18 protein-coding genes are annotated in these 23,785 nt (G+C 60.9%); 14 read left to right on the top strand and 4 right to left on the bottom strand.

Annotation, left to right across the window (positions count from 1 at the left end; genetic code table 11):
* The first annotated feature begins 124 nt into the window (after nt 1-124).
* The 9 genes from FHT29_RS21575 to rpmG all read left to right on the top strand — a co-directional run bounded on the left by FHT29_RS21575 (nt 125) and on the right by rpmG (nt 11,632).
* Nucleotides 125-1,081, top strand: a complete 957-nt coding sequence (locus tag FHT29_RS21575) for an aspartate carbamoyltransferase catalytic subunit (protein WP_037194296.1) — start codon at nt 125-127, stop codon at nt 1,079-1,081.
* Entirely contained in the window at nt 1,078-2,367 is a 1,290-nt protein-coding gene (locus tag FHT29_RS21570) for a dihydroorotase (protein ID WP_168600110.1), read from the top strand. Before FHT29_RS21575 ends, FHT29_RS21570 begins: the two co-directional genes overlap by 4 nt.
* Before the next feature lie 30 nt (nt 2,368-2,397).
* Complete coding sequence (plsY, locus tag FHT29_RS21565; protein WP_168600109.1) at nt 2,398-3,018, top strand: glycerol-3-phosphate 1-O-acyltransferase PlsY; 621 nt, start codon at nt 2,398-2,400, stop codon at nt 3,016-3,018.
* A complete protein-coding gene (gene dprA / locus FHT29_RS21560) occupies nt 3,018-4,166 on the top strand; it encodes a DNA-processing protein DprA (protein WP_168600108.1) in 1,149 nt (382 codons plus the stop codon). Before plsY ends, dprA begins: the two co-directional genes overlap by 1 nt.
* 175 nt (nt 4,167-4,341) lie before the next feature.
* Nucleotides 4,342-7,014 (top strand): type I DNA topoisomerase, encoded by a 2,673-nt coding sequence (gene topA / locus FHT29_RS21555; protein WP_168600107.1) that lies wholly within the window; start codon nt 4,342-4,344, stop codon nt 7,012-7,014.
* Nucleotides 7,011-9,389, top strand: coding sequence for a ribonuclease R (gene rnr, locus FHT29_RS21550; protein ID WP_047553151.1), 2,379 nt, complete (start codon nt 7,011-7,013; stop codon nt 9,387-9,389). The genes topA and rnr overlap by 4 nt, the downstream gene beginning before the upstream one ends.
* A 32-nt stretch (nt 9,390-9,421) precedes the next feature.
* Nucleotides 9,422-9,877 carry a DUF983 domain-containing protein gene (locus FHT29_RS21545; protein WP_037194286.1) on the top strand — a complete coding sequence of 152 codons (456 nt, stop codon included), beginning with the start codon at nt 9,422-9,424 and terminating at the stop codon, nt 9,875-9,877.
* Nucleotides 9,878-10,183: 306 nt separating this feature from the next.
* Complete coding sequence (locus tag FHT29_RS21540; RefSeq protein WP_037194284.1) at nt 10,184-11,368, top strand: MFS transporter; 1,185 nt, start codon at nt 10,184-10,186, stop codon at nt 11,366-11,368.
* A 96-nt stretch (nt 11,369-11,464) separates the two neighbouring features.
* Nucleotides 11,465-11,632 (top strand): 50S ribosomal protein L33, encoded by a 168-nt coding sequence (gene rpmG / locus FHT29_RS21535; protein WP_003547442.1) that lies wholly within the window; start codon nt 11,465-11,467, stop codon nt 11,630-11,632.
* An 818-nt stretch (nt 11,633-12,450) separates the two neighbouring features.
* On the opposite strand, the gene FHT29_RS21530 is transcribed toward rpmG, so the two are convergent.
* Both FHT29_RS21530 and FHT29_RS21525 read right to left on the bottom strand, forming a co-directional pair.
* Nucleotides 12,451-13,824 (bottom strand): PleD family two-component system response regulator, encoded by a 1,374-nt coding sequence (locus tag FHT29_RS21530; RefSeq protein ID WP_037194283.1) that lies wholly within the window; start codon nt 13,822-13,824, stop codon nt 12,451-12,453.
* Nucleotides 13,825-13,840: 16 nt separating this feature from the next.
* Entirely contained in the window at nt 13,841-14,212 is a 372-nt protein-coding gene (locus FHT29_RS21525) for a response regulator (RefSeq protein ID WP_028754034.1), read from the bottom strand.
* A 131-nt stretch (nt 14,213-14,343) separates the two neighbouring features.
* On the opposite strand from FHT29_RS21525, the gene FHT29_RS21520 reads away from it, so the two are divergent.
* Together FHT29_RS21520 and FHT29_RS21515 are read left to right on the top strand one after the other, a co-directional pair.
* Nucleotides 14,344-14,652: a DUF3572 domain-containing protein gene (locus FHT29_RS21520; protein WP_037194282.1), complete on the top strand. Its 309-nt coding sequence runs from the start codon at nt 14,344-14,346 to the stop codon at nt 14,650-14,652.
* A gap of 2 nt (nt 14,653-14,654) precedes the next feature.
* Entirely contained in the window at nt 14,655-15,302 is a 648-nt protein-coding gene (locus FHT29_RS21515; protein ID WP_047553148.1) for a hypothetical protein, read from the top strand.
* A gap of 17 nt (nt 15,303-15,319) precedes the next feature.
* On the opposite strand, the gene FHT29_RS21510 is transcribed toward FHT29_RS21515, so the two are convergent.
* Entirely contained in the window at nt 15,320-15,883 is a 564-nt protein-coding gene (locus FHT29_RS21510) for a GNAT family N-acetyltransferase (RefSeq protein WP_348644872.1), read from the bottom strand.
* A gap of 98 nt (nt 15,884-15,981) precedes the next feature.
* Here FHT29_RS21510 and FHT29_RS21505 point away from each other — a divergent pair, with 98 nt between their 5' ends.
* From FHT29_RS21505 to FHT29_RS21495, 3 genes are all read left to right on the top strand, one after another.
* Nucleotides 15,982-17,271, top strand: a complete 1,290-nt coding sequence (locus FHT29_RS21505; RefSeq protein ID WP_037194444.1) for a DNA polymerase IV — start codon at nt 15,982-15,984, stop codon at nt 17,269-17,271.
* Nucleotides 17,272-17,462: 191 nt separating this feature from the next.
* Nucleotides 17,463-18,500 carry a GH25 family lysozyme gene (locus FHT29_RS21500; RefSeq protein ID WP_037194278.1) on the top strand — a complete coding sequence of 346 codons (1,038 nt, stop codon included), beginning with the start codon at nt 17,463-17,465 and terminating at the stop codon, nt 18,498-18,500.
* Between the two features lie 199 nt (nt 18,501-18,699).
* Nucleotides 18,700-19,971, top strand: coding sequence for a L,D-transpeptidase family protein (locus FHT29_RS21495; RefSeq protein WP_037194277.1), 1,272 nt, complete (start codon nt 18,700-18,702; stop codon nt 19,969-19,971).
* On the opposite strand, the gene dnaE is transcribed toward FHT29_RS21495, so the two are convergent.
* On the bottom strand, nt 19,968-23,465 hold the full coding sequence (gene dnaE, locus FHT29_RS21490) for a DNA polymerase III subunit alpha (protein WP_047553392.1): 3,498 nt from the start codon (nt 23,463-23,465) through the stop codon (nt 19,968-19,970). The genes FHT29_RS21495 and dnaE overlap by 4 nt on opposite strands.
* Between the last annotated feature and the right edge of the window lie 320 nt (nt 23,466-23,785).

Genomic DNA, 23,785 nt, shown 5'->3' with positions numbered 1-23,785 from the left:
TAGCTGCTGTAACCGGATTCGAGCGAAATTGCATGGGGAACACGCGACCTTGTCACATGCGCGCGCTTGCCCCTTTGGCGCTCCCTCTCTATAGACCCCCTGACGACATCCAGAGGGCAGGTCCATGGTCTTCTTTCCCCACCGCCACCTCATCGGCATCAAGGGTCTTACCGAGCAGGATATAACCTATCTTCTCGACAAGGCCGACGAGGCGGTCAAGATAAGCCGCCAGCGTGAGAAGAAGACGTCGACGCTTCGCGGTCTCACGCAGATCAATCTTTTCTTTGAAGCATCGACCCGCACCCAGTCCTCCTTCGAGCTGGCCGGCAAGCGGCTTGGCGCCGATGTGATGAATATGTCGGTCGGCAATTCGTCCGTGAAAAAAGGCGAAACGCTGATCGATACGGCGATGACGCTGAACGCCATGCGGCCGGATGTGCTCGTCATCCGTCATTCGAGCGCAGGTGCCGCCGCGCTGCTGGCGCAGAAGGTCTCCTGCTCAGTTGTAAACGCCGGCGATGGCCAACATGAACATCCGACCCAGGCGCTGCTCGACGCGCTGACGATCCGCCGCGCGAAAGGCAAGCTCTCGCGCATCATCGTCGCCATCTGCGGCGACGTGCTGCATTCGCGCGTTGCCCGTTCCAACATCCTGCTCCTGAACGCCATGGGCGCTCGTGTGCGCGTCGTGGCGCCCGCTACCCTGCTGCCCGCGGGCATTGCCGACATGGGCGTCGAGGTCTTCCATTCGATGAAGGAAGGGCTGAAGGATGCCGACGTCGTCATGATGCTGCGGCTGCAACGCGAACGCATGTCCGGCGCCTTCGTGCCGTCGGTGCGCGAATACTATCATTTTTACGGGCTGGACGCCGAGACGCTCAAAGCCGCCAAGGAGGATGCGCTCGTCATGCATCCGGGGCCGATGAACCGAGGGGTCGAGATCGCATCCGAGGTGGCCGACGGTCCTCAAAGCGTCATCGCCGAGCAGGTGGAAATGGGTGTCGCCGTGCGCATGGCAGTCATGGAAGTGCTGCTCGTCTCACAGAACCAAGGACCTCGCAGCGAGGTATCAGGCGCATGAACAACTCGATCGTCCTGCAGAATGTCCGCATCATCGACCCCTCCCGTAATCTCGACGAGGTCGGTGCGATCGTGGTCGAAGGCGGCATCATCGTCGCCGCCGGCAAGGATGCGAAAGGCCACCCCACACCGAAGGGCGCGATGGTACGGGACTGCACCGGCCTCGTGGCCGTGCCGGGTCTGGTCGACGCCCGCGTCCATGTCGGCGAGCCTGGCGGCGAGCATCGCGAAACGATCGCCTCGGCGAGCCGCGCGGCCGCGGCCGGCGGCGTCACCTCCTTCATCATGATGCCGGACACCCATCCCGTCATCGACGACATCGCCCTGGTGGAATTCGTCAGAAAGACGGCGCGCGACACCGCGGTCGTCAATGTCTATCCGGCCGCCGCCCTCACCAAGGGTCTTGCCGGCGAGGAGATGACGGAAATCGGCCTTCTGCGGGCGGCCGGCGCGGTTGCCTTCACCGATGCGCATTCCGCAGTCTACGACACACAGGTCCTGCGGCGGCTGATGACCTATGCGCGGGAATTCGGCGCGGTCATTTCCTGCGAGACCCGCGACAAGTATCTCGGCGCCAACGGCGTCATGCATGAAGGGTTGCTTGCGAGTTGGCTCGGGCTGTCAGGCATCCCGAAGGAGGCCGAACTCATCCCGCTCGAGCGCGACCTGCGCATTGCGGCGCTGACGCGCAGCCACTATCACGCCGCCATGATTTCCGTGCCTGAATCGGCTGAAGCCATCCGCCTTGCCCGCGCGCGCGGCGCCAAGGTCACCTGCGGCATCTCGATCAACAATCTCGCGCTGAACGAGAACGACATCGGCGAATACCGCACCTTCTTCAAGCTCTACCCGCCGCTGCGGTCCGAGGACGACCGCACGGGCATGATCGAGGCGCTGGCGGACGGCACCATCGACATCATCGTTTCCTCGCACGACCCGCAGGACGTGGACACCAAGCGCCTGCCGTTCGCAGAGGCTGAGGACGGCGCAGTCGGACTGGAAACGCTGCTGGCCGCCGCCCTTCGCCTCCATCATAGCGGTGAGGTCAGCCTGATGCGGCTTATCGATGCCCTGTCGACGCGGCCGGCCCAGATCTTCGGTCTCGATGCCGGCACGCTGAAGCCGGGCGCGAAGGCGGATATTGCCTTGATCGATCTCGACGAGCCTTGGCTTGTCGCCAAAGAAATGCTTCTGTCGCGCTCGAAGAATACACCTTTCGAGGATGCAAGAATGAGCGGCCGGGCGGTTGCAACCTATGTCGCCGGCAAGCTGGTTCACAGTCTCTAGAGCAGGCCCAGGGTTTACGGAGAACAAGACGTGATGGCGGATTTCTGGACTTGGCAGCTTACCCCGGAGACAGCGCTGGCAGCCCTCGTCATCGGCTACCTGCTCGGCTCCATCCCGTTCGGCCTCTTGCTGACGCGCATGGCAGGCCTCGGTGACGTCCGCAAGATCGGCTCGGGCAATATCGGCGCAACCAATGTGCTGCGCACCGGCAACAAGGGGCTTGCGGTCGCCACCCTGCTGCTCGACGCCTTCAAGGCCACCGTCGCCGTGTTGATCGTCGCGCATTTCTTCGGCAATGACGCCGCGGTGCTCGCCGGTTTCGCGGCCTTCATCGGTCATATCTTCCCTGTCTGGATCGGCTTCAAGGGCGGCAAGGGCGTTGCGACCTATCTGGGCATCCTGCTCGGCCTGGCTCCGCTGATGGCCTTGATTTTCGCGATCGTCTGGCTGGCCATCGCCTTCACCACCCGTTACTCGTCACTCTCCGCGCTGGTTGCAACCCTTGCCATCCCGGTTGTATTGTGGATATTGGGCGTCGACAAGATCGCCGGCGCCATGGCGCTGATGACGGTCATCTCCTGGTACAAACACAGAGCCAACATCGCCCGGCTGGCCGCCGGAACGGAAGGCAAGATCGGAGCGAAGGGGTAATGGATACAGGCAGCGCAAGACGGACCGGAGTTGCGCTGACCGAAAAACAAAGGATCGCCTGGCTCAGGCTCATCCGCTCCGACAATGTCGGTCCATCCACCTTTCGTCATCTCATCAATCACTACGGCTCGGCAGAAGCGGCGCTTGCCATGCTGCCGGAGCTTTCCCAGCGCGGCGGCTCGACGCGGGCGATCCGCATTGCCGACGAGCGCGACGCTGTGCGGGAACTGGAAGCGATACATCGGTTCGGTGCGCGCTTCGTCGGCATCGGCGAGCCGGATTATCCGCCCACGCTCCGCGAGATCGATGGCGCGCCACCGCTTCTTGCGGTCAAAGGCAATGTCCCGACGGCAACCCGCCCGGCAATCGGCATCGTCGGCTCCCGCAATGCCTCGATCAGCGGGGCCAAGTTCACCGCAATGATCGCCCGCACCTGCGGCGAGGCCGGATACGTTGTCATCTCCGGGCTTGCCCGCGGCATCGATACGGCAGCCCATCGCGCCAGCCTCGAGACCGGCACGATCGCCGCCATGGCCGGCGGGCTGGATCAGCCCTACCCGCCTGAGAATATCGGCCTGCTCAATGACATATGGGACGGCAACGGGCTTGCCGTCAGCGAAATGCCGTTCGGATGGGAGCCGCGGGCTCGCGACTTCCCGCGCCGCAACCGGTTGATATCGGGCATCTCGCTCGGCGTCGTCGTCATCGAGGCGGCGACCCGCTCCGGCTCGCTCATCACCGCGCGCCTTGCCGGCGAATTCGGCCGGCTGGTCTTTGCCGTTCCCGGCTCGCCGCTCGATCCGCGCTGCGAAGGCACCAACGGCCTGCTGAAGGACGGCGCGATGATCGTGACCACGCCGAACGATATCGTCGATGCTCTGCGGCCGCTGGCTGAGCCCGATCTCTTCCGCCCTCGCCCTTCCGAAGCGCCAGTCGAACGGAGCAAACCGTTCTCCGCACCGCCCGCTGATGCTGAACGCGATCACATCGTCGATGCGCTCGGGCCGACACCGGTCGAGATCGACGACATCGTCAGGCATACAGGCCTGCCGATATCCTCGATCCATTCCGTTCTTCTCGAGCTGGATATGGCCGGCCGGCTGCATCGCCATCCCGGCGGGCTCGTGTCGCTCTCCATGCTGGATTGAAAACTGTGACGCGCATACCAATTCTAAGCATCGCATCGTCGCGCCAGGCGCAAAAATTGACATCGCCTCTTGACCGCGACGATTTCCCTGTCCATGTCGGAGGGCCGGGGAGACGAAAAAACTCGGCTTCTCCCGTGCCTTGTTTTGGCACGACCTCCTATTCAGAGACTTAATGATGAACGTTGTAGTGGTAGAATCGCCTGCCAAGGCTAAGACAATCAACAAATATCTGGGACCCGGATATAAGGTTCTTGCCTCCTTCGGCCATGTGCGTGACCTGCCCGCCAAAGACGGTTCGGTGCTGCCGGACCAGGACTTCGAAATGCTCTGGGAAGTCGATGGCGCTTCGCAAAAGCGCATGAAGGACATCGCCGACGCGGTGAAATCCGCCGACGGCCTGTTTCTCGCGACCGACCCGGATCGCGAAGGCGAAGCGATTTCCTGGCATGTGCTCGACCTGCTCAACAAGAAGCGTGTGATCAACGGCAAGCCGGTGAAGCGCGTCGTCTTCAACGCCATCACCAAGAAGGCCGTGCTCGACGCGATGGCCGACCCGCGCGACATCGACGTGCCGCTGGTCGACGCCTATCTCGCCCGCCGCGCCCTCGATTATCTCGTCGGCTTCAATCTGTCGCCGGTTCTGTGGCGCAAGCTGCCCGGCGCCCGCTCGGCCGGCCGTGTGCAGTCTGTCGCGCTTCGCCTCGTCTGCGACCGTGAATCCGAAATCGAGCGCTTCATTTCGGAAGAATACTGGAACCTTTCGGCCATCCTGAAGACGCCGCGCGGCGACGAATTCGAAGCCCGCCTGGTGACCGCCGACGGCAAGCGCCTGCAGCCGCGTTCGATCGGCAACGGCGAAGAGGCCGGCAAGCTGAAGGCGCTGCTGGAAGGCGCCGCCTATGTCGTCGACAGCGTCGAGGCAAAGCCCGTCAAGCGCAATCCGAGCCCGCCGTTTACCACTTCCACCCTGCAGCAGGCCGCTTCCTCCAAACTTGGCTTCTCCGCTTCGCGCACCATGCAGGTCGCACAGAAGCTCTATGAAGGTGTCGACATCGGCGGCGAGACCGTCGGTCTCATTACCTATATGCGTACGGACGGCGTGCAGATGGCGCCGGAAGCGATCGATGCGGCACGCGCGGCGATCGCCGATCAATTCGGCAACCGCTACCTGCCGGAAAAGGCGCGCTTCTACTCGACCAAGGCGAAGAACGCCCAGGAAGCACACGAAGCGATCCGCCCGACGGATTTCGATCGCACACCGGACCGCGTCCGCAAATTCCTCGATGCCGACCAGCTGAGACTCTATGACCTCGTGTGGAAGCGCGGCATCGCCAGCCAGATGGCCTCCGCCGAGATCGAGCGCACCACCGTCGAGATTCTCGCCGACAATGCCGGCGAGAAGGCCGGCCTGCGCGCCGTCGGCTCCGTGATCCGCTTTGACGGTTTCATTGCCGCCTACACCGACCAGAAGGAAGACGGCGAGCAGAGCGACGATGCCGACGACGAAGATGGCCGTCTGCCCGAGATCAATGCGCGCGAAAACCTCGCCAAGCAGAAGATCAATTCGACGCAGCACTTCACGGAACCGCCGCCGCGCTATTCGGAAGCTTCGCTCATCAAGAAGATGGAAGAGCTCGGCATCGGCCGCCCGTCGACCTATGCGGCGACGCTGGCGACGCTGCGCGACCGTGACTATGTGACGATCGACAAGCGAAAGCTGGTGCCGCAGGCCAAGGGCCGGCTGGTGACCGCCTTCCTCGAAAGCTTCTTCACCAAATACGTCGAATACGACTTCACTGCCGATCTGGAAGAAAAGCTCGATCGCATCTCCGCTGGCGAATTGAACTGGAAGGACGTATTGCGCGATTTCTGGCGCGATTTCTTCGCCCAGATCGAGGACACGAAGGAGCTGCGCGTCACCAATGTGCTCGACGCGCTGAACGAGGCGCTGGCGCCGCTCGTCTTCCCGAAGCGCGAGGATGGCAGCGATCCGCGCATCTGCCAGGTGTGCGGCACGGGCAACCTGTCGCTGAAGCTCGGCAAATACGGCGCCTTCGTCGGCTGCTCGAACTATCCGGAATGCAACTATACGCGCCAGCTCTCCTCGGAAGGCGGCGCCGAAGCCGAATCCACCGGTCTGAACGAGCCGAAGGCACTCGGCGCGGATCCGGTCACCGGCGAAGAGCTGACGCTGCGTTCCGGTCGCTTCGGACCCTATATCCAGCGCGGCGATGGCAAGGATGCCAAGCGCGCCTCGCTACCGAAGGGCTGGAAGCCCGAGGATATCGATTACGAGAAAGCGATGGCGTTGATCTCGTTGCCGCGCGATATCGGCAAACATCCTGAAAGCGGCAAGATGATCTCGTCCGGCATCGGCCGTTACGGGCCGTTCCTGCTGCATGACGGCAGCTATGCCAACCTCGAAACCGTCGAGGATGTCTTCACCGTCGGCCTGAACCGCGCCGTGACAGTCCTTGCCGAAAAGCAGAGCAAGGCAGGTGGCGGAGCACGCGGTGGTACGCCGGCTGCATTGAAGGATCTCGGCGCGCATCCGGACGGCGGCGGCTCGATTACCGTTCGTGACGGGAAATACGGCCCCTATGTCAACTGGGGCAAAGTCAACGCTACCCTGCCGAAAGGCACGGACCCGCAGGCGATCACAGTCGAGGAAGCCCTGGCTCTGATCGTTGCAAAGGCCGGCAAGGGCGGCGGCACGACGAAGAGGGCGCCCGCCAAGGCAAAGACTGCGGCCGCCGGCGCAAAAGTGACGAAAACGACCGCCAAGCCGAAAGCAGCTGCAAAGAAGCCTGCGGCCAAGACGGCAGCGAAAAAGAAGAGCGCAGAGTGAGCAGAGAACCACGCGGCAGGATTTCATCGTCGGAACGACGTTCCGGCAAGCCCGGCCGCGCCGGTAAGGCAAGCGGCGACGCCGAGCCGATGATGGCGATCGTTCACGGCACGTTGCCGCCGCGCGAAATCATCCTGCGCTTCATCGCCGAGCATCCGCAGCAGGCTTCGAAGCGCGAACTCGCCAAGGCCTTCGGATTGAAGGGTGAGAGCCGTGTCGAGCTGAAGAATCTCCTGCGCGAACTCGAAGAAGACGGCATGGTGCAGAAGAGCCGCAAGTCGCTCATCCGCCCCGGCGCTCTGCCGCCGATCGCCGTTCTTGATATCACCACGCGCGACAAGGATGGCGGATTGATCGGCCGCCCCGCTGAGTGGGCCGAGGAAAACGGCGTGGCGCCGGCCGTGATGATCAAGCAATCCTCCTCGCCCGCCGGCCGCAACGGCAAGGGCAAGGCGCCCGTCGCCGGCATGGGCGACCGCATCCTTGCCAAGATCTTCTCGGCGGTGGATCGTGGCGGTCCGGCCTATACCGCGCGCATCATCAAGGTCATCGACAAGCGGAGGGGTGCGTCCATGGGCGTCTTCCGCGAGACGCCAGGTGGCGGCGGCCGGCTGATGCCGATCGAACGGCGCGGCGAGGAAATGGTAATCGATCCGGACTATACCGGCGAAGCCAAGGACGGCGATCTGGTCGAAGTCGAAGTGGCCCGCCTCGGCCGTTTCGGCCTGCCGCGCGCCAAGGTACTGTCGGTCGTCGGCTCCGTCGCCTCGGAAAAGGCGATCTCGATGATCGCCATCCACGCGCACGGCATTCCGCATGTCTTTCCTGCCGCCGTGATCGCGGAGGCCGATGCTGCCAAGCCGGCGACCATGTCGCACCGCGAGGACTGGCGCAGCCTGCCGCTGATCACCATCGATCCGGCCGACGCGAAGGACCACGACGATGCCGTCTACGCCGAAATGGACCCCTCGCCTGACAATCCCGACGGCATTATCGTCACGGTCGCGATTGCCGACGTCTCCTGGTATGTGCGCCCCAATTCCCCGCTTGATCGCGAGGCGCTGAAGCGCGGCAATTCGGTCTATTTCCCCGACCGTGTCGTGCCGATGCTTCCCGAGCGCATCTCCAACGATCTCTGCTCGCTCAAGGAAGGCGTCGATCGCCCTGCCCTCGCCGTCCGGATGATCTTCTCCAGAGAAGGCCGCAAGGCTGGACACACCTTCCATCGCATCATGATGAAGAGTGCCGCCAAGCTTTCCTACCAGCAGGCGCAGGCGGCGATCGACGGCCAAGCCGACGACAAGACCGGGCCGATGCTGGAGCCGATCCTTAGACCTCTCTGGCACGCGTATGAAATCCTGAAGAAGGGCCGCGAGCGGCGCCAGCCGCTCGAACTGGATATGCCGGAGCGCAAGATCCTGCTGAAGCCTGACGGCACGGTCGATCGCGTCGTCGTGCCGCCGCGCCTCGATGCGCACAAGCTCATCGAAGAAATGATGATCCAGGCGAACGTGGCTGCGGCCGAGACGCTGGAGAAGAAGAAGCAGGGACTTATCTTTCGCATCCATGACGGCCCAACGCTCGCCAAGCAGGAAGTGCTGCGCGAATTCCTGGCGACACTCGGCATATCGCTGCCCAAGGGCGGCAATGTCCGGGCCAACAGCTTCAACGGCATTCTGGCGAAAGCCGACGGGACGCCGCATCAGACCATGGTCAACGAGATGGTGCTGCGCTCGCAGAGCCAGGCGATCTACAGCCCTGATAATATCGGGCATTTCGGCCTGAACCTGATGAAATACGCCCATTTCACGTCTCCCATCCGCCGTTACGCGGATCTGATCGTACATCGTGCGCTCGTCGGCTCGCTTGGCCTCGGCGAAGGTGGAATCACGTCGGATGAGGAAGCTGCCCTCGACGACATCGCCGCGGAAATCTCGACATTCGAGCGCCGCGCCATGGCGGCGGAACGCGAGACCGTCGACCGGCTGATCGCCCATCATCTCGCCGGGCGTGTGGGCGCGGAATTCGAGGCGCGCGTCGGCGGCGTCACCAAGTCGGGACTTTTTGTCACCCTGCCGGACTATGGCGCCGACGGTTTCATCCCTATATCTACGCTCGGCACCGATTACTTCATCTATGACGAGGCGCATCAGGCGCTGACAGGCGAGAAGACGGGGCTCGGTTATCGCCTTGGCGACGAGGTGAGCGTACGGCTGGTGGAGGCCGTGCCGCTTGCGGGCGCGCTGCGCTTCGAAATGCTGAGCGACGGACGGTCGATGCCGACGGCGGTACGCTCTTTCCATAAGGCGACCCGCCGCAATCAAAATCAGGCGCGCAAAGCGCCGGGCACGAGACCACCGCGCGGCCGCCGGTAAGGGACGGTTGCCGCCAGGAAGGAAGAGCATTCATGACGGGCAGCCCATCCGATCCGACCATGCGCTATGGTGGCGCAGACGAAAGCGAGCGCCCGCTCGGGCGATCGATTACCCGTGGCATGCTGAACCGCTGTCCCCGCTGCGGCACCGGCAAACTCTTCGGTGCCTTCCTGAAGCCGGTCGATCGTTGCGCTGTGTGCGACGAGGAGATTTTCCATCAACGCGCCGACGATCTGCCGCCCTATCTGGTGATCCTGGTTCTCGGCCATATCGTCGTCGGCGGCTACATGCTGACGGACATGGCCTTCAATCTGCCGATGTGGGTCCACCTCGCGATCTGGGCACCGATCACGGTGATCGCGGCGCTTGCGATCATACAGCCCATCAAAGGCGGGGTCATCGGCCTGCAATGGGCGCTCCGCATGCATGGCTTCGGTGGCCACGACGACAGCCCGGACGACTGGGATCAGGGAAACAGCCGGTCGTGAAAGCCATATGCCAGCCCAAGTCGCTCGCCCGCGCGGCAGGCGGAACTCACCTTGCGCCGTTACGCCCTTTGGTCACGGCCAATATCGATTCGTCGTATATTCGGGATTCAGCGGAGCTGGTTTGCCGGCAACGGCTTGACATGGACAGCGTTTCTTGTCTGAACATGCCGGGCGTCGAAAGGACCATCCCGGGGGATATGACCGATCTCATGAAAGCCGACCCGTTACCTGAATTTGGCCGTGCCGTGCCTTTCTATATCCCACGTGCCGATCGATTCGCCCGCCACGCGCTGCAAGGATCCGTTTATGCTTGAACCGACGAACGGCAAGACTGGCCATGTCGAAGAAATTCACTGGCCCTCGCTCGTCGCAGCTATCGCGTCCGTATCCGCCGTGGGCATAGCCATCGGGTTGGGCCTGCCGCTTCTCAGTATCATTCTGGAAAAGCGCGGCGTCCCCTCAAGCCTCATCGGGGTCAACACCGCGATGATGGGGGTGGCGTCGATGCTCGCCGCGGTCATCACGACAAAACTCGCCCATCGCTTCGGCGTCGTGCAGACGATGATCTGGGCGGTCATGCTCTCCGCGCTAAGCTCGCTGGGCTTCTACTACGCGGAAAACCTGCTTCTGTGGTTTCCGCTGCGTATCCTGTTCCACGGGTCGACGACGACTCTGTTCATCCTGTCGGAATTCTGGATCAATGCGGCTTCGCCGCCTTCCAAGCGCGGTTTCGTGCTCGGCCTCTATTCCACGGTCTTCTCCCTCGGCTTTGCAGCCGGCCCCCTGCTGTTCTCGCTTGTCGGCAGCGAAGGGCTCATGCCCTTCGCCATCGGCGCCTGCATCATCCTGGCAGCCGCCATTCCGATCTTCATCGCGCGCAACGAAAGCCCGGATGTCGACGAAAAGCCCGAGTTGCATTTCGTCCGCTACATCTTCCTGGTACCGACGGCGACCGCCGCAGTGTTCGTGTTCGGCGCCGTCACCGTCGGCGGCGGCTCCTTGTTCACCAGCTATGCCACGCGCCTCGGCTTCAACGAATCACAGGCCGCGCTGCTCTTGACCGTGATGGGCGTCGGTAATTTCGTTTTCCAGATCCCCCTGGGGCTGCTTGCCGACCGCATGCGCGACAAGCGGCCACTGCTCTCGATCATGGCCACCATCGGCTTGGTGGGCGCGCTGCTGCTGCCGTCTCTGTCCTCGAACTGGATCATTCTCGCGGTCATTCTGCTCTTCTGGGGCGGCTGCGTCTCCGGCATGTACACGGTTGGCCTCAGCCATCTGGGCACGCGCCTGACCGGAGCGGATCTCGCGGCCGCCAATGCGGCCTTCGTTTTCTGTTATGCCATCGGCATGGTTCTCGGGCCGCCGACGATCGGCACGGCGATGGATTTGGTCAACCCCAGCGGCTTTGCCTGGGCCGTTGCCTTTTTCTTCGGCCTTTATGTCCTGCTTTCGGGGATACGATTGCTTTTCATGGGCAACAGGGGTTGACTTTTCGGGCGCGATTTGTAGTTTCGCGCCAGAATTCGCCGTGGACCTCCGCACTGGCCGTCCACGGCGTTCATTTTTATTAAAGGCAGGACGACTATGGCCAAGGCTACCACTATCAAGATCAAGCTGCTGTCGACGGCCGACACCGGTTTCTTCTACGTCACGACGAAGAACAGCCGTACGATGACGGACAAGATGACGAAGACGAAGTACGACCCGGTCGCTAAGAAGCACGTCGAGTTCAAGGAAACGAAGATCAAGTAATTTCCCTAAACTTCTGGTTACAAAAGGCGCAACCGAGAGGTTAGCGCCTTTTTGTTTTCAATGACGTTCTCCTGGCGCCAAGCTCGACTGTGCTTCATAAGGCAAGAAGAGCTAAAATATAGATCCCTTGTATTCGTCGACAAAGAAAAAACGCCGCCTTCGAAAAACGAAGAACGGCGTTTTGAGTTGGGGGTCGGCTAGCCTGCAAAACGGCACGAGGAACCGTTTGTATTGCATGCCAGCCGACCGACCCCACGACCCAGGAGATGCGGCGGACCTGAGCATCATGGGGTATCTCGAACCCATACGGGCTGTCTGTGTACGAGACTAAATTTGCGCGAAATCGAAAGAAAATCAACAAATTCTTAATGATAAAAAATTGTTCTCTGGTTGGATGGTTAAAATTCCCGATTTCTTCTGAATGAATCTTCTGCGAAATTCACAATTCAAAAGCGAACACATCTGAAGAGGGAAGAGATAGCATTCGCAGATGCAACAAATTCCGAATACAGATATTTAAGAACATTTGAACACGTTAATTATCTTCGATTAATCCACAGTTTTTCTGCATTTTTTTCTAACTAAAACCACAGACTAAACGTGAACATATCGAATAGTAATTATAAAATCTCTAAAATAATCTATAAACTCAAGTATCTAGCCAAATAAAAAATGAAAACGCCGAAATTATCCTTTGAGAAAATCCCGGCGACATACCGCAGCGATGCAAAGATTACAAAATCTTAATCATTGTTCAAAACTTGCGAATGCCCCTCAATATTCATGGGAGGGCCTTATTCCGACTGATCTGTTCTAGATCAGGCCGCTGAAGCAACAACCCGATTGCGCCCTGCCCTTTTCGCTTCATAAAGCGCAAGATCGGCCTGCTTCATCAATTGCTCCGGCGTTTCGACTGTTTCCAAACGGCACGAGATGCCGAAGGAGGCCGTAATGTTAAGAGCAACGCCGCCTTCGCGCAGTTTGACGGGCATATTTTCTACCGACGCGCGCAATCGCTCCGCGACAGCAGCGGCCACTTCGGCAGGCGTATCGGGCATGACGACGACGAATTCCTCGCCGCCATAGCGGCAAGCCAGATCGGCACCGCGCACGGTGGACCGGATGCGGGCGGCGAACTCCTTGAGCACTTCGTCGCCGGCATCATGACCATGGGTGTCATTGACGTGCTTGAACCGGTCGATATCGGTGATCAGAACAGAGAGCGGCCGTCCGCGCGCCAAGGAGCGGTCGAAAAGGATCTTCAGATGATTGTCGAGATAGCGCCTGTTGTTCAGGCCGGTGAGCGCATCGGTGACGGCAAGCTCGATGGTGTGCTGCACACTGGCCCGCAGACGGTCGTTGTAGCGCTTGCGGCGTATCTGCGTCAGGCAACGGGCCACCAATTCGTTCGGATCGATGGGTCGGACGATGTAATCGTTGACACCCAGATCGAGCGCACGGACGATCATCTCGTCCGCGCCCTGCTCGGTCACCAGCAAGACAGGCAGGAAGCGCGTACGCTCCAGCGAGCGAAGCTGCGAGCAAAGCCGCAGCGGATCATAGTCGTCGAAATTCGAATTCACGATGACGAGCTCGAACGGCCGTTCCGCTGCCTCGAATAGGGCGGCCTGCGGATCGGACATCGCCATGACCTGGGCAATCGGCTTGAGCGCGCGGATGATGCGCTCCTGCGAGTTGGCGCGGCCGTCGACCAGAAGCACATGGCCGGTTTCGTCAGCGCGGCCATCGCCGACCCGTAGCAGGTCTTCGATACCGAAATTGCGGGCGGTCTCGTTGCGCATACGCAGCTCGTCGCTGAGCGTCTTCAAACGAAGCAGGCTCTTGACGCGCGAAATGAGCTGCAGGTCGTTGACCGGCTTGGTCAGGAAATCGTCGGCTCCGGCTTTCAGGCCACGCACGCGATCGGCGGGCTGATCCAGCGCCGTGACCATGATCACGGGGATATGCGCAGTGCGCGGATCGGACTTCAGGCGCTCGCACACTTCGAACCCGTCCATGCCCGGCATCATGATGTCGAGAAGGATGAGATCGACCTGGGCGCCCGCGCAGATGGCAAGAGCTCTCGCTCCATCCTCCGCCGTCAGCACCTCGAAGTACTCGGCCAGCAGCCGCGCCTCGAGAAGCTTCACATTCGCTGGAATATCGTCAACCACCAGGATGCGCGCGGTCATCAGCTTTTCCCCACGCTCAGGCGTCGCCCAAATAAGTCTTGATGGTTTCAATAAATTTCGGGACGGAAATCGGCTTCGAGACGTAGGCTTCGCATCCGCCCTGGCGAATGCGCTCTTCGTCGCCCTTCATGGCAAAGGCCGTGACCGCGATCACCGGAATGACGTGCAGATCATCGTCCTCCTTCAGCCACTTGGTCACTTCCAGCCCGGAAACTTCCGGAAGCTGGATATCCATGAGGATCAGATCCGGGCGATGTTTGCGAGCGAGATCAAGCGCTTCCATGCCATTTCGGGTCTGGATCGTGGTGTAGCCGGACGCCTCGATCAGATCGCGAAAGAGCTTCATATTCAGCTCATTGTCTTCTACAATCATCACTTGCTTAGGCATGGAAAGCTGTCCCTGCATCCGGTATTGCATCTATTCTCTCAAAATATAGGGTCGTGAGAAATCGATTCCAGAAATACTTGAATCGGATACTACCGGCATTTGGTTGAAAAATAGGTAACTCACCCGTCGAAATGCAAAGTAACTTCAAGAACCCGAAGAACAGCGCGGCAGAGCCGCAAGAGACAGCGATTGCAGTGCTCGGCTGGCTGGCCAACGAACCGGATATGTTCAGCCGCTTCCTGGCGCTCACCGGCGTCGAGCCGGCGCAGGTGCGCAACGCCATCAACGAGCCGGCCTTTCTTGCGGGCATGCTCGACTTTCTGATGAACCACGAGCCGACATTGCTGGCTTTCTGCGAGGCCAGCGGCATTCCGCCGGAAACCGTCGCGGCCGCGTCGGCGCATTTCTCGCCGCCCGGCCTTGCCTCCGGAGAATATTGACCATGGATGCCCCGCTCCAATTCGACACATCGCATATCCGCCTCAAGGACCGGCCGTTGATCGTCTGCGATGTCGATGATGTCGTTTTGCATTTCTTTGCGCCTTTCCTGCTCTTCATCGATGCTGAAGGCCATGAATTCCTGCCGCGTTCCTTCAGGCTTACGGGCAACATCATTTCCAAGGCCGATGGAGTGGTGCTTGAAGAAAAGGACGTTCATCGGTTGATCGAAGCATTCTTCGAGGCGCAGGAGCAATGGCAGACGCCGCTTGATCGCGTCACCGATACCCTCGGCGATTTTTCGAAGGACGCCGACATCGTTTTTCTCACGGCCATGCCGCCGCAATTCTGGGCTCAGCGACGCCGGCTTCTCGACAGGCTCGGCCTCGCCTATCCGCTGCTCGCATCGCTGCAGCCGAAAGGGCCGATCGTGCGGTCGCTGCATGGAAGGCGCACACTGCCGGTCGCCTTCGTCGACGACATGGCGCACAATCTGCATTCGGTCGGCGAGCATGTTCCGGATTGCCTCCTGATCAACCTGAAGCCGGATTCCATCGTCCATCGCATGGCGCCCGCCGCTGCGGCGGGCATCCTCGCGGCAAACGAATGGAGCCAGGCAGCACCGTTGATCCAGGCCCATATCGTCCGCTGAGACCGCCGGCCCCACCATCAGAGAACAAGGCGCATCAGAGGCCGCCCATCCTTGCGCTTCGCGATCTCGGAAAATCCGGCCGTCTCGAATATGCGCTGCGAGCCGACATAGAGGCCGACCGACTTCGATTGCTTCGTGCGTTCGATGGGACAGCCCTCGAGCAGGCGCGCGCCTGAAGCCTTGGCGAAATTCACCGCCTCGGACAGCATGCGATGGCTGTATCCTTTGCCGCGATCATGTGAATTCATGAAGAAGCAGCTCACAGCCCAGACCGAGCGATCCTCGGCATCGGCCGGATCGAGCGGCCGTGACACCGTTTTTGGAGAGTTCCATTGCGGCAACTCCGAGCGCGGACCCACCTGCACCCAGGCCACCGGGCGCTCGCCGACATAGCCGAGAAGACCCGGCGGCGGTCCGGCCGCAACGCGCTCCTCAATGAACCGCTTCTTCGCCGCCCCGTCCATCGTCTTGCGTTGTGACGTCGGAATGCGAAAATGGGTGCACCAGCAGCCATAGCAGGCGCCGCTCGGCCCGAAGAGTGTCTCGAAATCGCCCCAGCGATCCGGCGTCAATGGTCGCACACTTAAATCCTGCACCCCTTCCCCCTCCGCTGTTTTCCACCTTGAGACTCGCAAGCTTAGAACATAAGGTAGCGATGTTCAATTTTTGTTCTCGCTTGATGACCCCTGCGCCCGATAAGATTTCCGGTTTCTGTCGCGATTGCTTGAGCGAGCAATCGGCCGTGCGGACGCGCTGCCGGGCCTGCGGCAGTCCTCGCCTCGTCTATCACCGCGAACTCTATGCGCTGACCCTGGCGCATATCGATTGCGACGCCTTCTACGCATCGATCGAGAAGCGCGACAATCCGGAACTCGCCGACAAGCCAGTCATTATCGGCGGCGGCAAGCGTGGCGTCGTCTCCACTGCCTGCTACATCGCCCGCATTCATGGCGTGCGGTCTGCCATGCCGATGTTCAAAGCCTTGGAGGCGTGTCCTCAGGCCGTTGTCATCCGCCCGAACATGGAGAAATATGTTCGCGTCGGCCGCGAGGTTCGCACGCTGATGCAGGAACTGACGCCGTTGGTGCAGCCGCTTTCGATCGACGAGGCATTTCTGGAACTCGACGGCACGCAGCGGCTTCACCACGATCCGCCGGCCCGCATCCTGGCGAAATTCGCCCGGCGCGTGGAGCAGGAAATCGGTATCACCATCTCGGTCGGCCTCTCCTATTGCAAGTTCCTCGCCAAGGTCGCCTCCGACCTGCAGAAGCCGCGCGGCTTTTCCGTCATCGGCCAGGAAGAGGCACTCTCATTTCTGGAGCCGCGCCCGGTAACGACGATATGGGGTGTGGGCAAAGCCTTTGCCGCAACGCTGGAAAGCGACGGCATCCGCACCATAGGCCAGCTGCAGACCATGGAGGAAGGCGATCTCATGCGCCGCTACGGGGTCATCGGCCAGCGGCTTTCCCGCCTGTCGCGCGGCATCGACGACCGCACGGTGCATCCGAACGAAGCGGCAAAGAGCGTATCGTCGGAAACGACCTTCTTCGAGGACATCTCCCGTCATGACGATCTGGTGCCGATCCTGCGCGACCTTTCAGAGAAGGTCTCGCGCCGGCTGAAGCGCAGCGACATTGCCGGCCAGACCGTGGTGCTGAAGCTGAAAACTGCCGACTTCAAGGGCCGGACCCGCAATCGCCGCCTGGAGGATCCGACGCAGCTTGCCGATCGAATTTTCCGCACCGGCCTGCGCCTGCTTGAAGCCGAGACCGACGGCACGAAGTTCCGCCTCATCGGCATAGGCGTCACCGATCTTTGCGATGCGGCCCGCGCCGATCCACCCGATCTGATCGACGAACAGGCAACACGCCGCGCCGCTGCCGAGGCGGCGATGGACAAGCTCAGAGAAAAGTTCGGCAACAAGACGGTCGAGACAGGTTACACTTTTGGCGGTAAACGCGAGAGATAACAAAGCCTTACGATATAGTCACCATGCAGTGATACTCTTGCGCGCCGGCGGATGACCGCGCTCCCCGCGCGAATCTTCGCGTTAGAAAGATCTGATTCAATCTTTTTTGGTAAATTTCTATTAGCACTTAGTCTCTGTGATTTCCGAACGGCGCGGATCCGCCGTCGATTGTGTTTTGCGTACGGGTTCCTATGCGTCTATCGGCTGTATCGACCATCCTTCTTGCCTCCCTTACGATCTCGGGCTGCGCCGCCAGAGGCGAGCGCGAAGCCGCGCAGACCAGCGCGCCTTCGAAAGAAATGACCAGCTCGATCGCAAAGAGCCAAACTCCTACGCCGTCGGTCGAAATCGGCGAGACGGTCTCGCGGGTTGAGCGGCAGCAAGCGCTGGTGACCTCGCTGCCGGCGGATCCTCGGCCGGAGGCGTTCCTGCCGTCAAACCAGGGTGGAGATGAGGTTCCGCTGCCGCTGCAACGGCCGCTCGCCATGCTTTCGCCGGCAAACCCGATGCCCCGCGCCATGCGGCAGCAGCCGATGCAGATCTATTCCCATCAGTTCCGCGATGCCAAGCCGATCAACTTCGGCACAACGTCGCCAAGGAAACTGGCCGTGCATGGCGTCGACGTCTCGCGCTGGCAGGGCGACATCGACTGGGAAACGTTGCGCACCCAGGGTGCCAATTTCGTCTACATCAAAGCGACCGATGGTGGCGACCACCTCGATCCGATGTTCAAGAAGAACTGGCGTGCCGCTCAACAAGCTGGCCTGAAGCACGGTGCCTACCACTTCTTCTATTGGTGCCGTACCGCCGGCGAGCAGGCCGACTGGTTCATCCGCAACGTTCCGAGAGAAGCAGGAGCCCTGCCGCCGGTGATCGACGTGGAATGGAACGGCGAATCGAGCTGCAAGCGGCGGCCGTCGCGCGAACAAGTCCTGGCGAAGATGCAGGTCTTCATGGACAAGCTGGAAAAACACTACGGCCAGCGCCCGATCGTCTATACGGCTCCGGATTTCTATCGCGACAACCTGCGCGGCGAATTGCTCAACTATCCCTTCTGGCTGCGCTCCGTCGCTGCCCATCCCTCCAAGGTCTATCCCGGTCGCAACTGGCTGTTCTGGCAATATTCCGGCTCCGGCGTCTCGCATGGCGTCGACGGCAGGATCGACCTCAACGCTTTCCACGGCAGCGCGGAGGAATGGCATAACTGGGTGGCGTCCAGCGTGCGCTGACGCTTCCACTCTCTGCCAACCGATTGCCGCCGAAGCAGGGCCGATTGCCCCGCTTCGGCGCTACGGCAGATGATCAACACAACAAGGAAGCATCTGGTTTTCGGCGACCCGATAAAGCGCTTCTTTTCAGCAAGTCTTCCTTAAACTTAGACGTCTAACCTTAGCCGATACGAGTATTGCGTTTTTGGTTTGTGTGTCTATGAAGCCGTTTTTGTTGCTTGGGCTTGGGCTGCTCTCAGCCTCTGCCCTTTCCCATCCTTCCTTTGCCGCGTCGGATGCGCGCACCCTGCAGATCGTCGTGTCGAAGGACAGGCAATCGCTTGCCGTCTATGACGGTGACCAGGTCGTGGCGACATCGAAGGTTTCGACCGGCAAGCCTGGCCATACGACACCGAGCGGTATCTTCTCCATCCTGGAGAAGAAGGTCTATCACGAGTCCAATCTCTATTCGGCCGCGCCCATGCCCTACATGCAAAGGCTGACCTGGTCAGGCATTGCGCTGCACGAATCCAACTCGGTTCCGAACTATCCGGCCTCTCACGGCTGCGTGCGCATGCCCAAGGCCTTTGCCAAGATGCTCTACCAGATGACCGAGCGCGGGGTGCATGTCGTCATCGCCGACCGGCCGCTGGTGCCGCAGCCTTTCGAAAGTAGCATGCTGTTCCAGCCGCAAGCTGCTCCGCCTCCGGCTCTGTTCTCAGGCATCGAATTGCGTCCCATGACGGCAAGCTTCCTGCCGCAGGCACAGCCGCTGCAGGTCGCCACGAACGACGTCGCCTCGATCCAGATCCCGGCGGCGCAAGCAAGTCTCGCTCCGCCCGTCGATCAGTCGCCACTCAGTATCCTGATCACCCGGCGCGGATTGCGCGAGAATGTTCGCGATCTTCAGGGCCTGTTGAACGGCATGGGCTTTGCGGCCGGTACGCCGGACGGCATGCTCGGGCCGGCGACCGTGCAGGCGATCGAAGACTTCAGAAAGGCACATGACATCAAGACGACGGGCGGACTTGTCAGTCCGGCACTCATGAAGGCTGTCTATGCCGCAGCCGGCAAGGGCGAGCCGCCGAACGGCGCGATCATGATTCGCCAGAGCTTCAAGCCGCTCTTTGAGGCGCCCGCCATCATCGCCGAGCCGCAAGAGGCGCTTGGCGTGCATTTCTTCACCGCCAATACGATCGACCGCATCAGCGGCAAGGCCGACTGGTTTGGCATGACCCTTGACGACGATCTTACCAGGGAGGCGAAGAAGCGGCTCGGCATCACCAGCGAGGCGCAGGCACAATCGCTCGATGCCGCCGGACAGGCGCTTGGCCGTATCAGCATTCCCGACGAGGTGCGCCACCGCATCGAGGACCTGCTGACACCGGGTTCGTCGCTGACGATTTCCGATACCGGCGTCGGCCCGGAAACCGGCAACGAGACCGATTTCATCACCATCACCAATGGCGGCGCGCTCGGTAAAAGAGGCTAGACCAGTTCGACATCGATGACGCCGGGCGCCGTTCTCAATGCGGCGGCGATTTCCGGCGTGATGCGGTATTTTTCCGGCAGCGCCACCTCGACCTCGCGCATGCCTTCCTCCTTGATGACGATGAAGGAGACGAGGCCATCGCCCTTGGTGTTGAGATGGGCCGCAACCGCTTTCAGCGGCCCGGAATCGCGGACATAGACGCGTAGCGCCTTCTGCATCTGCAGCGACTTTTCTTCCAGCGACTGCGCCGTCTGCAGACGCAGGCTGATGCCTTCCGGGCGCTCGTCCGCCTGGGCGGTGATGACGAAGGATTTGCCGACTTCAAGCACGTCGCGATATTGATTGAGCGTTTCCGAGAAGAGCACGGCTTCGAACTGGCCTGACGCATCCGAGAAGACGAAGATGCCCATTTTATTGCCGGTGCGCGTCTTGCGTTCCTGCTTCGAGATCACCGTGCCGGCGAGGCGACCGTTACTCGCCCCCTGCTTCACCGCAGCGGAAAAATCGGCGAAGTTCTGCACGCGCATCTTGTCGAGCACGCTCTTGTAGGTATCGAGCGGATGGGCGGTCAGATAGAAGCCGAGCACCTGAAATTCGCGCAGCAGGCGCTCCGAGGCAAGCCACGGCGTATAAGGCGGCAATGCGATCTTCTCAGGCCCGGACGCAGCGCTTCCGAACATGTCGTGCTGACCGCTGCGCTTGTTTTCCTGCGCCACTTGCGCATAACCCATGATCCGATCGATCCCGCCGATCAGCTGCGCGCGGTCGAGCTCGAAACAATCGAAGGCGCCGGCGGAAATCAGGCTTTCCAAAACGCGACGGTTGATCTGCTTCGGATCGATGCGCAGGCAGAAATCCTCGATGCTGGCAAATGGCTGATCGCCGCGCACCTCGACAATGTGCTGCACGGCGGATTCGCCGACGCCCTTGATGGCGGCCAGTGCATAATAGATGCGGTTTTCGCCGGTCTCGAAATGGCGGAAGGAGGTCTGGACCGAGGGCGCGATGACCTCGATGCCCAGGCGCTTGGCATCCTGACGAAAGTCGTTGACCTTGTCAGTGTTGGCCATATCCAGCGTCATCGACGCCGCCAGGAACTCCACCGGATAATGCGCCTTCATATAGGCGGTCTGATAGGAGACGATGGCGTAGGCGGCGGCGTGGGACTTGTTGAAGCCGTAATTGGCGAACTTGGCCAAGAGATCGAAGATGACGTCCGCCTGCCCCTTCGACACCTCGTTCTTGACGGCGCCATCGACGAAACGCTCACGCTGCTGGTCCATCTCCGCCTTGATCTTCTTACCCATGGCGCGGCGCAGAAGATCGGCCTCGCCGAGCGAATAGCCCGACAGCACCTGGGCGACCTGCATCACCTGTTCCTGGTAGACGATGACGCCCTGCGTCTCCTTCAGAAGGTAGTCGATCTTCGGATGGATCGATTCGATCTCTTCCTCACCGTGCTTGCGGGCATTGTAGACCGGGATATTCTCCATCGGGCCGGGGCGATAGAGCGCCACCAGCGCGATAATGTCCTCGATGCAGTCCGGGCGCATGCCGATGAGAGCCTTGCGCATGCCCGCACTTTCCACCTGGAACACGCCGACCGTTTCGCCACGCGAGAGCATATCGTAGGTCGGCTTATCCTCGAGTGGGATGCTGGCAAGATCGATCGCGATGCCGCGCTTGGCGACGAAATCGACGGCTGTCTTCAGGACCGTCAGCGTCTTCAAGCCGAGGAAGTCGAACTTCACCAGGCCGGCCTGCTCGACCCATTTCATATTGAACTGGGTGACCGGCATGTCGGAGCGCGGATCGCGATACATCGGCACTAGCTTGGAGAGCGGCCGGTCGCCGATGACGATGCCGGCGGCATGTGTCGAGGCGTGACGGTAAAGTCCTTCGATCTTCTGGGCGATATCGAGCAGGCGGGCGACGACCGGTTCCTTGTCAGCCTCCTCCTGCAGGCGCGGCTCTTCCTCGATCGCCTTGCTGAGCGGTGTCGGATTGGCAGGATTGTTCGGCACCAGTTTGCAGATCTTGTCGACCTGGCCGTAGGGCATCTCCAGCACGCGGCCGACGTCGCGAAGGGCGGCGCGCGCCTGCAGCGAACCGAAGGTGATGATCTGCGCCACCTGCTCGCGGCCATACTTGGCCTGCACGTAGCGGATCACCTCTTCGCGCCGATCCTGGCAGAAGTCGATATCGAAGTCCGGCATCGAGACGCGTGATGGATTGAGGAAGCGCTCGAACAGCAGCGAGAAGCGCAGTGGATCGACGTCGGTGATCGTCAGCGCATAGGCGACCAGCGAGCCTGCGCCCGAACCACGGCCCGGCCCGACGGGAATATCATGCCGCTTGGCCCATTTGATGAAGTCGGCAACGATCAGGAAGTAGCCGGGGAATTTCATACCCTCGATAACGCCGAGCTCGAATTCCAGCCGCTCCCGATAGTCCTTTTCCACATAGCCCGGCGCCATGCCGAGCGAAGCGAGACGCTGATCAAGACCCTCGACCGCCTGAGCGCGCAACTCCGCCGATTCGGCGCGATCAGCCTCTTCCTCATCATCGGCGGCGCCGGTGAAGCGTGGCAGGATCGGCTTGCGCGTTTGCAGAACGAAGGAGCAGCGCCGAGCAATCTCGACGGTATTCTCCAGCGCCTCTGGCAGATTGGAGAACAGCTTCGCCATATCGGCACGGCTCTTCAGATAGTGATCAGGCGTCAGGCGGAAACGCGTATCGTCCGAGACGATGGCATTGTGAGCGACCGCCATAAGGGCGTCGTGGGCATCGTAATCGTCGCGGGTGGGGAAAAAAGCCTCGTTGGTGGCAACCAGCGGAAGCGCATGCTCATAGGCGAGTGCGAGCATCTTTTGTTCGTGACGGCGATCATAGGTGCCGTGGCGCTGCAGTTCGACATACAGCCTGTCGCCGAACAGCCGCTTCAGCGTCAGCAGCCGGGATAGCGCCTGTGGCGCATGCCCCTCTTTCAGCGCTATATCGACCGGCCCGCCGAGCGAGCCGGTAAGCGCGATCATGCCCTCGGTGCCGATCTCCTCCAGCCACGAGGCGGTGATGTGAACGGCATGATTGCCCTCGCCGCCGAGGTAGGCACGGCTGATCAGATCGACAAGACGCTCATAGCCCCGCTCCGTGGCGGCGAGCAGGACGATGGAGGGCAGCTTGGCAAGGGCCTGTTGCGGCCCGCGCTTTTCGCCTTCGCCGCCATCCTCCATGTCGATCGATACCTGGCAGCCGATGATCGGCTGTAGCCCCTCCTCCATCGCCTTCTGGGAGAACTCCAGGGCGACGAAGAGATTGTTGGTATCGGTGATGGCAATAGCCGGCTGATTGTCGCCGGTGGCCTTGGCCAGTATCTTCTTGAGCGGCAGCGCGCCCTCAAGCAGGGAATAGGCGGAATGAACCCGGAGATGCACGAATTCCGGCGCCTCGCCAACTGGCGCAATCGCTGCACCGCTGCCACCCTTATCCGCCATCTCATACCCTTCCGCATGCCTGAATGAATCACCACCATTCTCGGCATTGCGGACGACAAAGTCCATGAGTTGCTCCCATCAAACTCGGGGGCAACGTGCTCGTATGGGAATAAAATTCACATCGCCATCATGATGAGGGAAAAGCTGGCGACGAACATCACGATGGAGGTGAATGCTGCAACGTCTCGAATGATATCGGTCATTTACGCGCTCCTTACTCGTTATGTTTCTTTTTTGTTCTATTTTTGTTCGGGAGTCAATAGATGCATCAATAAATTTCATCGTCCGATATTTCGTCTTGCCGATGGACGCTCGATCAA

The sequence above is a fragment of the Rhizobium sp. SG741 genome, from assembly GCF_012275435.1.
GTDB classification, from domain to species: domain Bacteria; phylum Pseudomonadota; class Alphaproteobacteria; order Rhizobiales; family Rhizobiaceae; genus Rhizobium; species Rhizobium lusitanum.
Note: the sequence above shows the minus strand (reverse complement) of the source record. Positions and strands in the feature narration are given on the sequence as shown.

Coding starts and splice junctions, on each gene's coding strand:
- FHT29_RS21575 (WP_037194296.1), top strand. CDS start 125: ATGGTCTTCTTTCCCCACCGCCACCTCATCGGCATCAAGGGTCTTACC.
- FHT29_RS21570 (WP_168600110.1), top strand. CDS start 1,078: ATGAACAACTCGATCGTCCTGCAGAATGTCCGCATCATCGACCCCTCC.
- dprA (WP_168600108.1), top strand. CDS start 3,018: ATGGATACAGGCAGCGCAAGACGGACCGGAGTTGCGCTGACCGAAAAA.
- topA (WP_168600107.1), top strand. CDS start 4,342: ATGAACGTTGTAGTGGTAGAATCGCCTGCCAAGGCTAAGACAATCAAC.
- FHT29_RS21545 (WP_037194286.1), top strand. CDS start 9,422: ATGACGGGCAGCCCATCCGATCCGACCATGCGCTATGGTGGCGCAGAC.
- FHT29_RS21540 (WP_037194284.1), top strand. CDS start 10,184: ATGCTTGAACCGACGAACGGCAAGACTGGCCATGTCGAAGAAATTCAC.
- rpmG (WP_003547442.1), top strand. CDS start 11,465: ATGGCCAAGGCTACCACTATCAAGATCAAGCTGCTGTCGACGGCCGAC.
- FHT29_RS21530 (WP_037194283.1), bottom strand. CDS start 13,824: ATGACCGCGCGCATCCTGGTGGTTGACGATATTCCAGCGAATGTGAAG.
- FHT29_RS21525 (WP_028754034.1), bottom strand. CDS start 14,212: ATGCCTAAGCAAGTGATGATTGTAGAAGACAATGAGCTGAATATGAAG.
- FHT29_RS21520 (WP_037194282.1), top strand. CDS start 14,344: ATGCAAAGTAACTTCAAGAACCCGAAGAACAGCGCGGCAGAGCCGCAA.
- FHT29_RS21515 (WP_047553148.1), top strand. CDS start 14,655: ATGGATGCCCCGCTCCAATTCGACACATCGCATATCCGCCTCAAGGAC.
- FHT29_RS21505 (WP_037194444.1), top strand. CDS start 15,982: ATGACCCCTGCGCCCGATAAGATTTCCGGTTTCTGTCGCGATTGCTTG.
- FHT29_RS21500 (WP_037194278.1), top strand. CDS start 17,463: ATGCGTCTATCGGCTGTATCGACCATCCTTCTTGCCTCCCTTACGATC.
- FHT29_RS21495 (WP_037194277.1), top strand. CDS start 18,700: ATGAAGCCGTTTTTGTTGCTTGGGCTTGGGCTGCTCTCAGCCTCTGCC.
- dnaE (WP_047553392.1), bottom strand. CDS start 23,465: ATGGCGGATAAGGGTGGCAGCGGTGCAGCGATTGCGCCAGTTGGCGAG.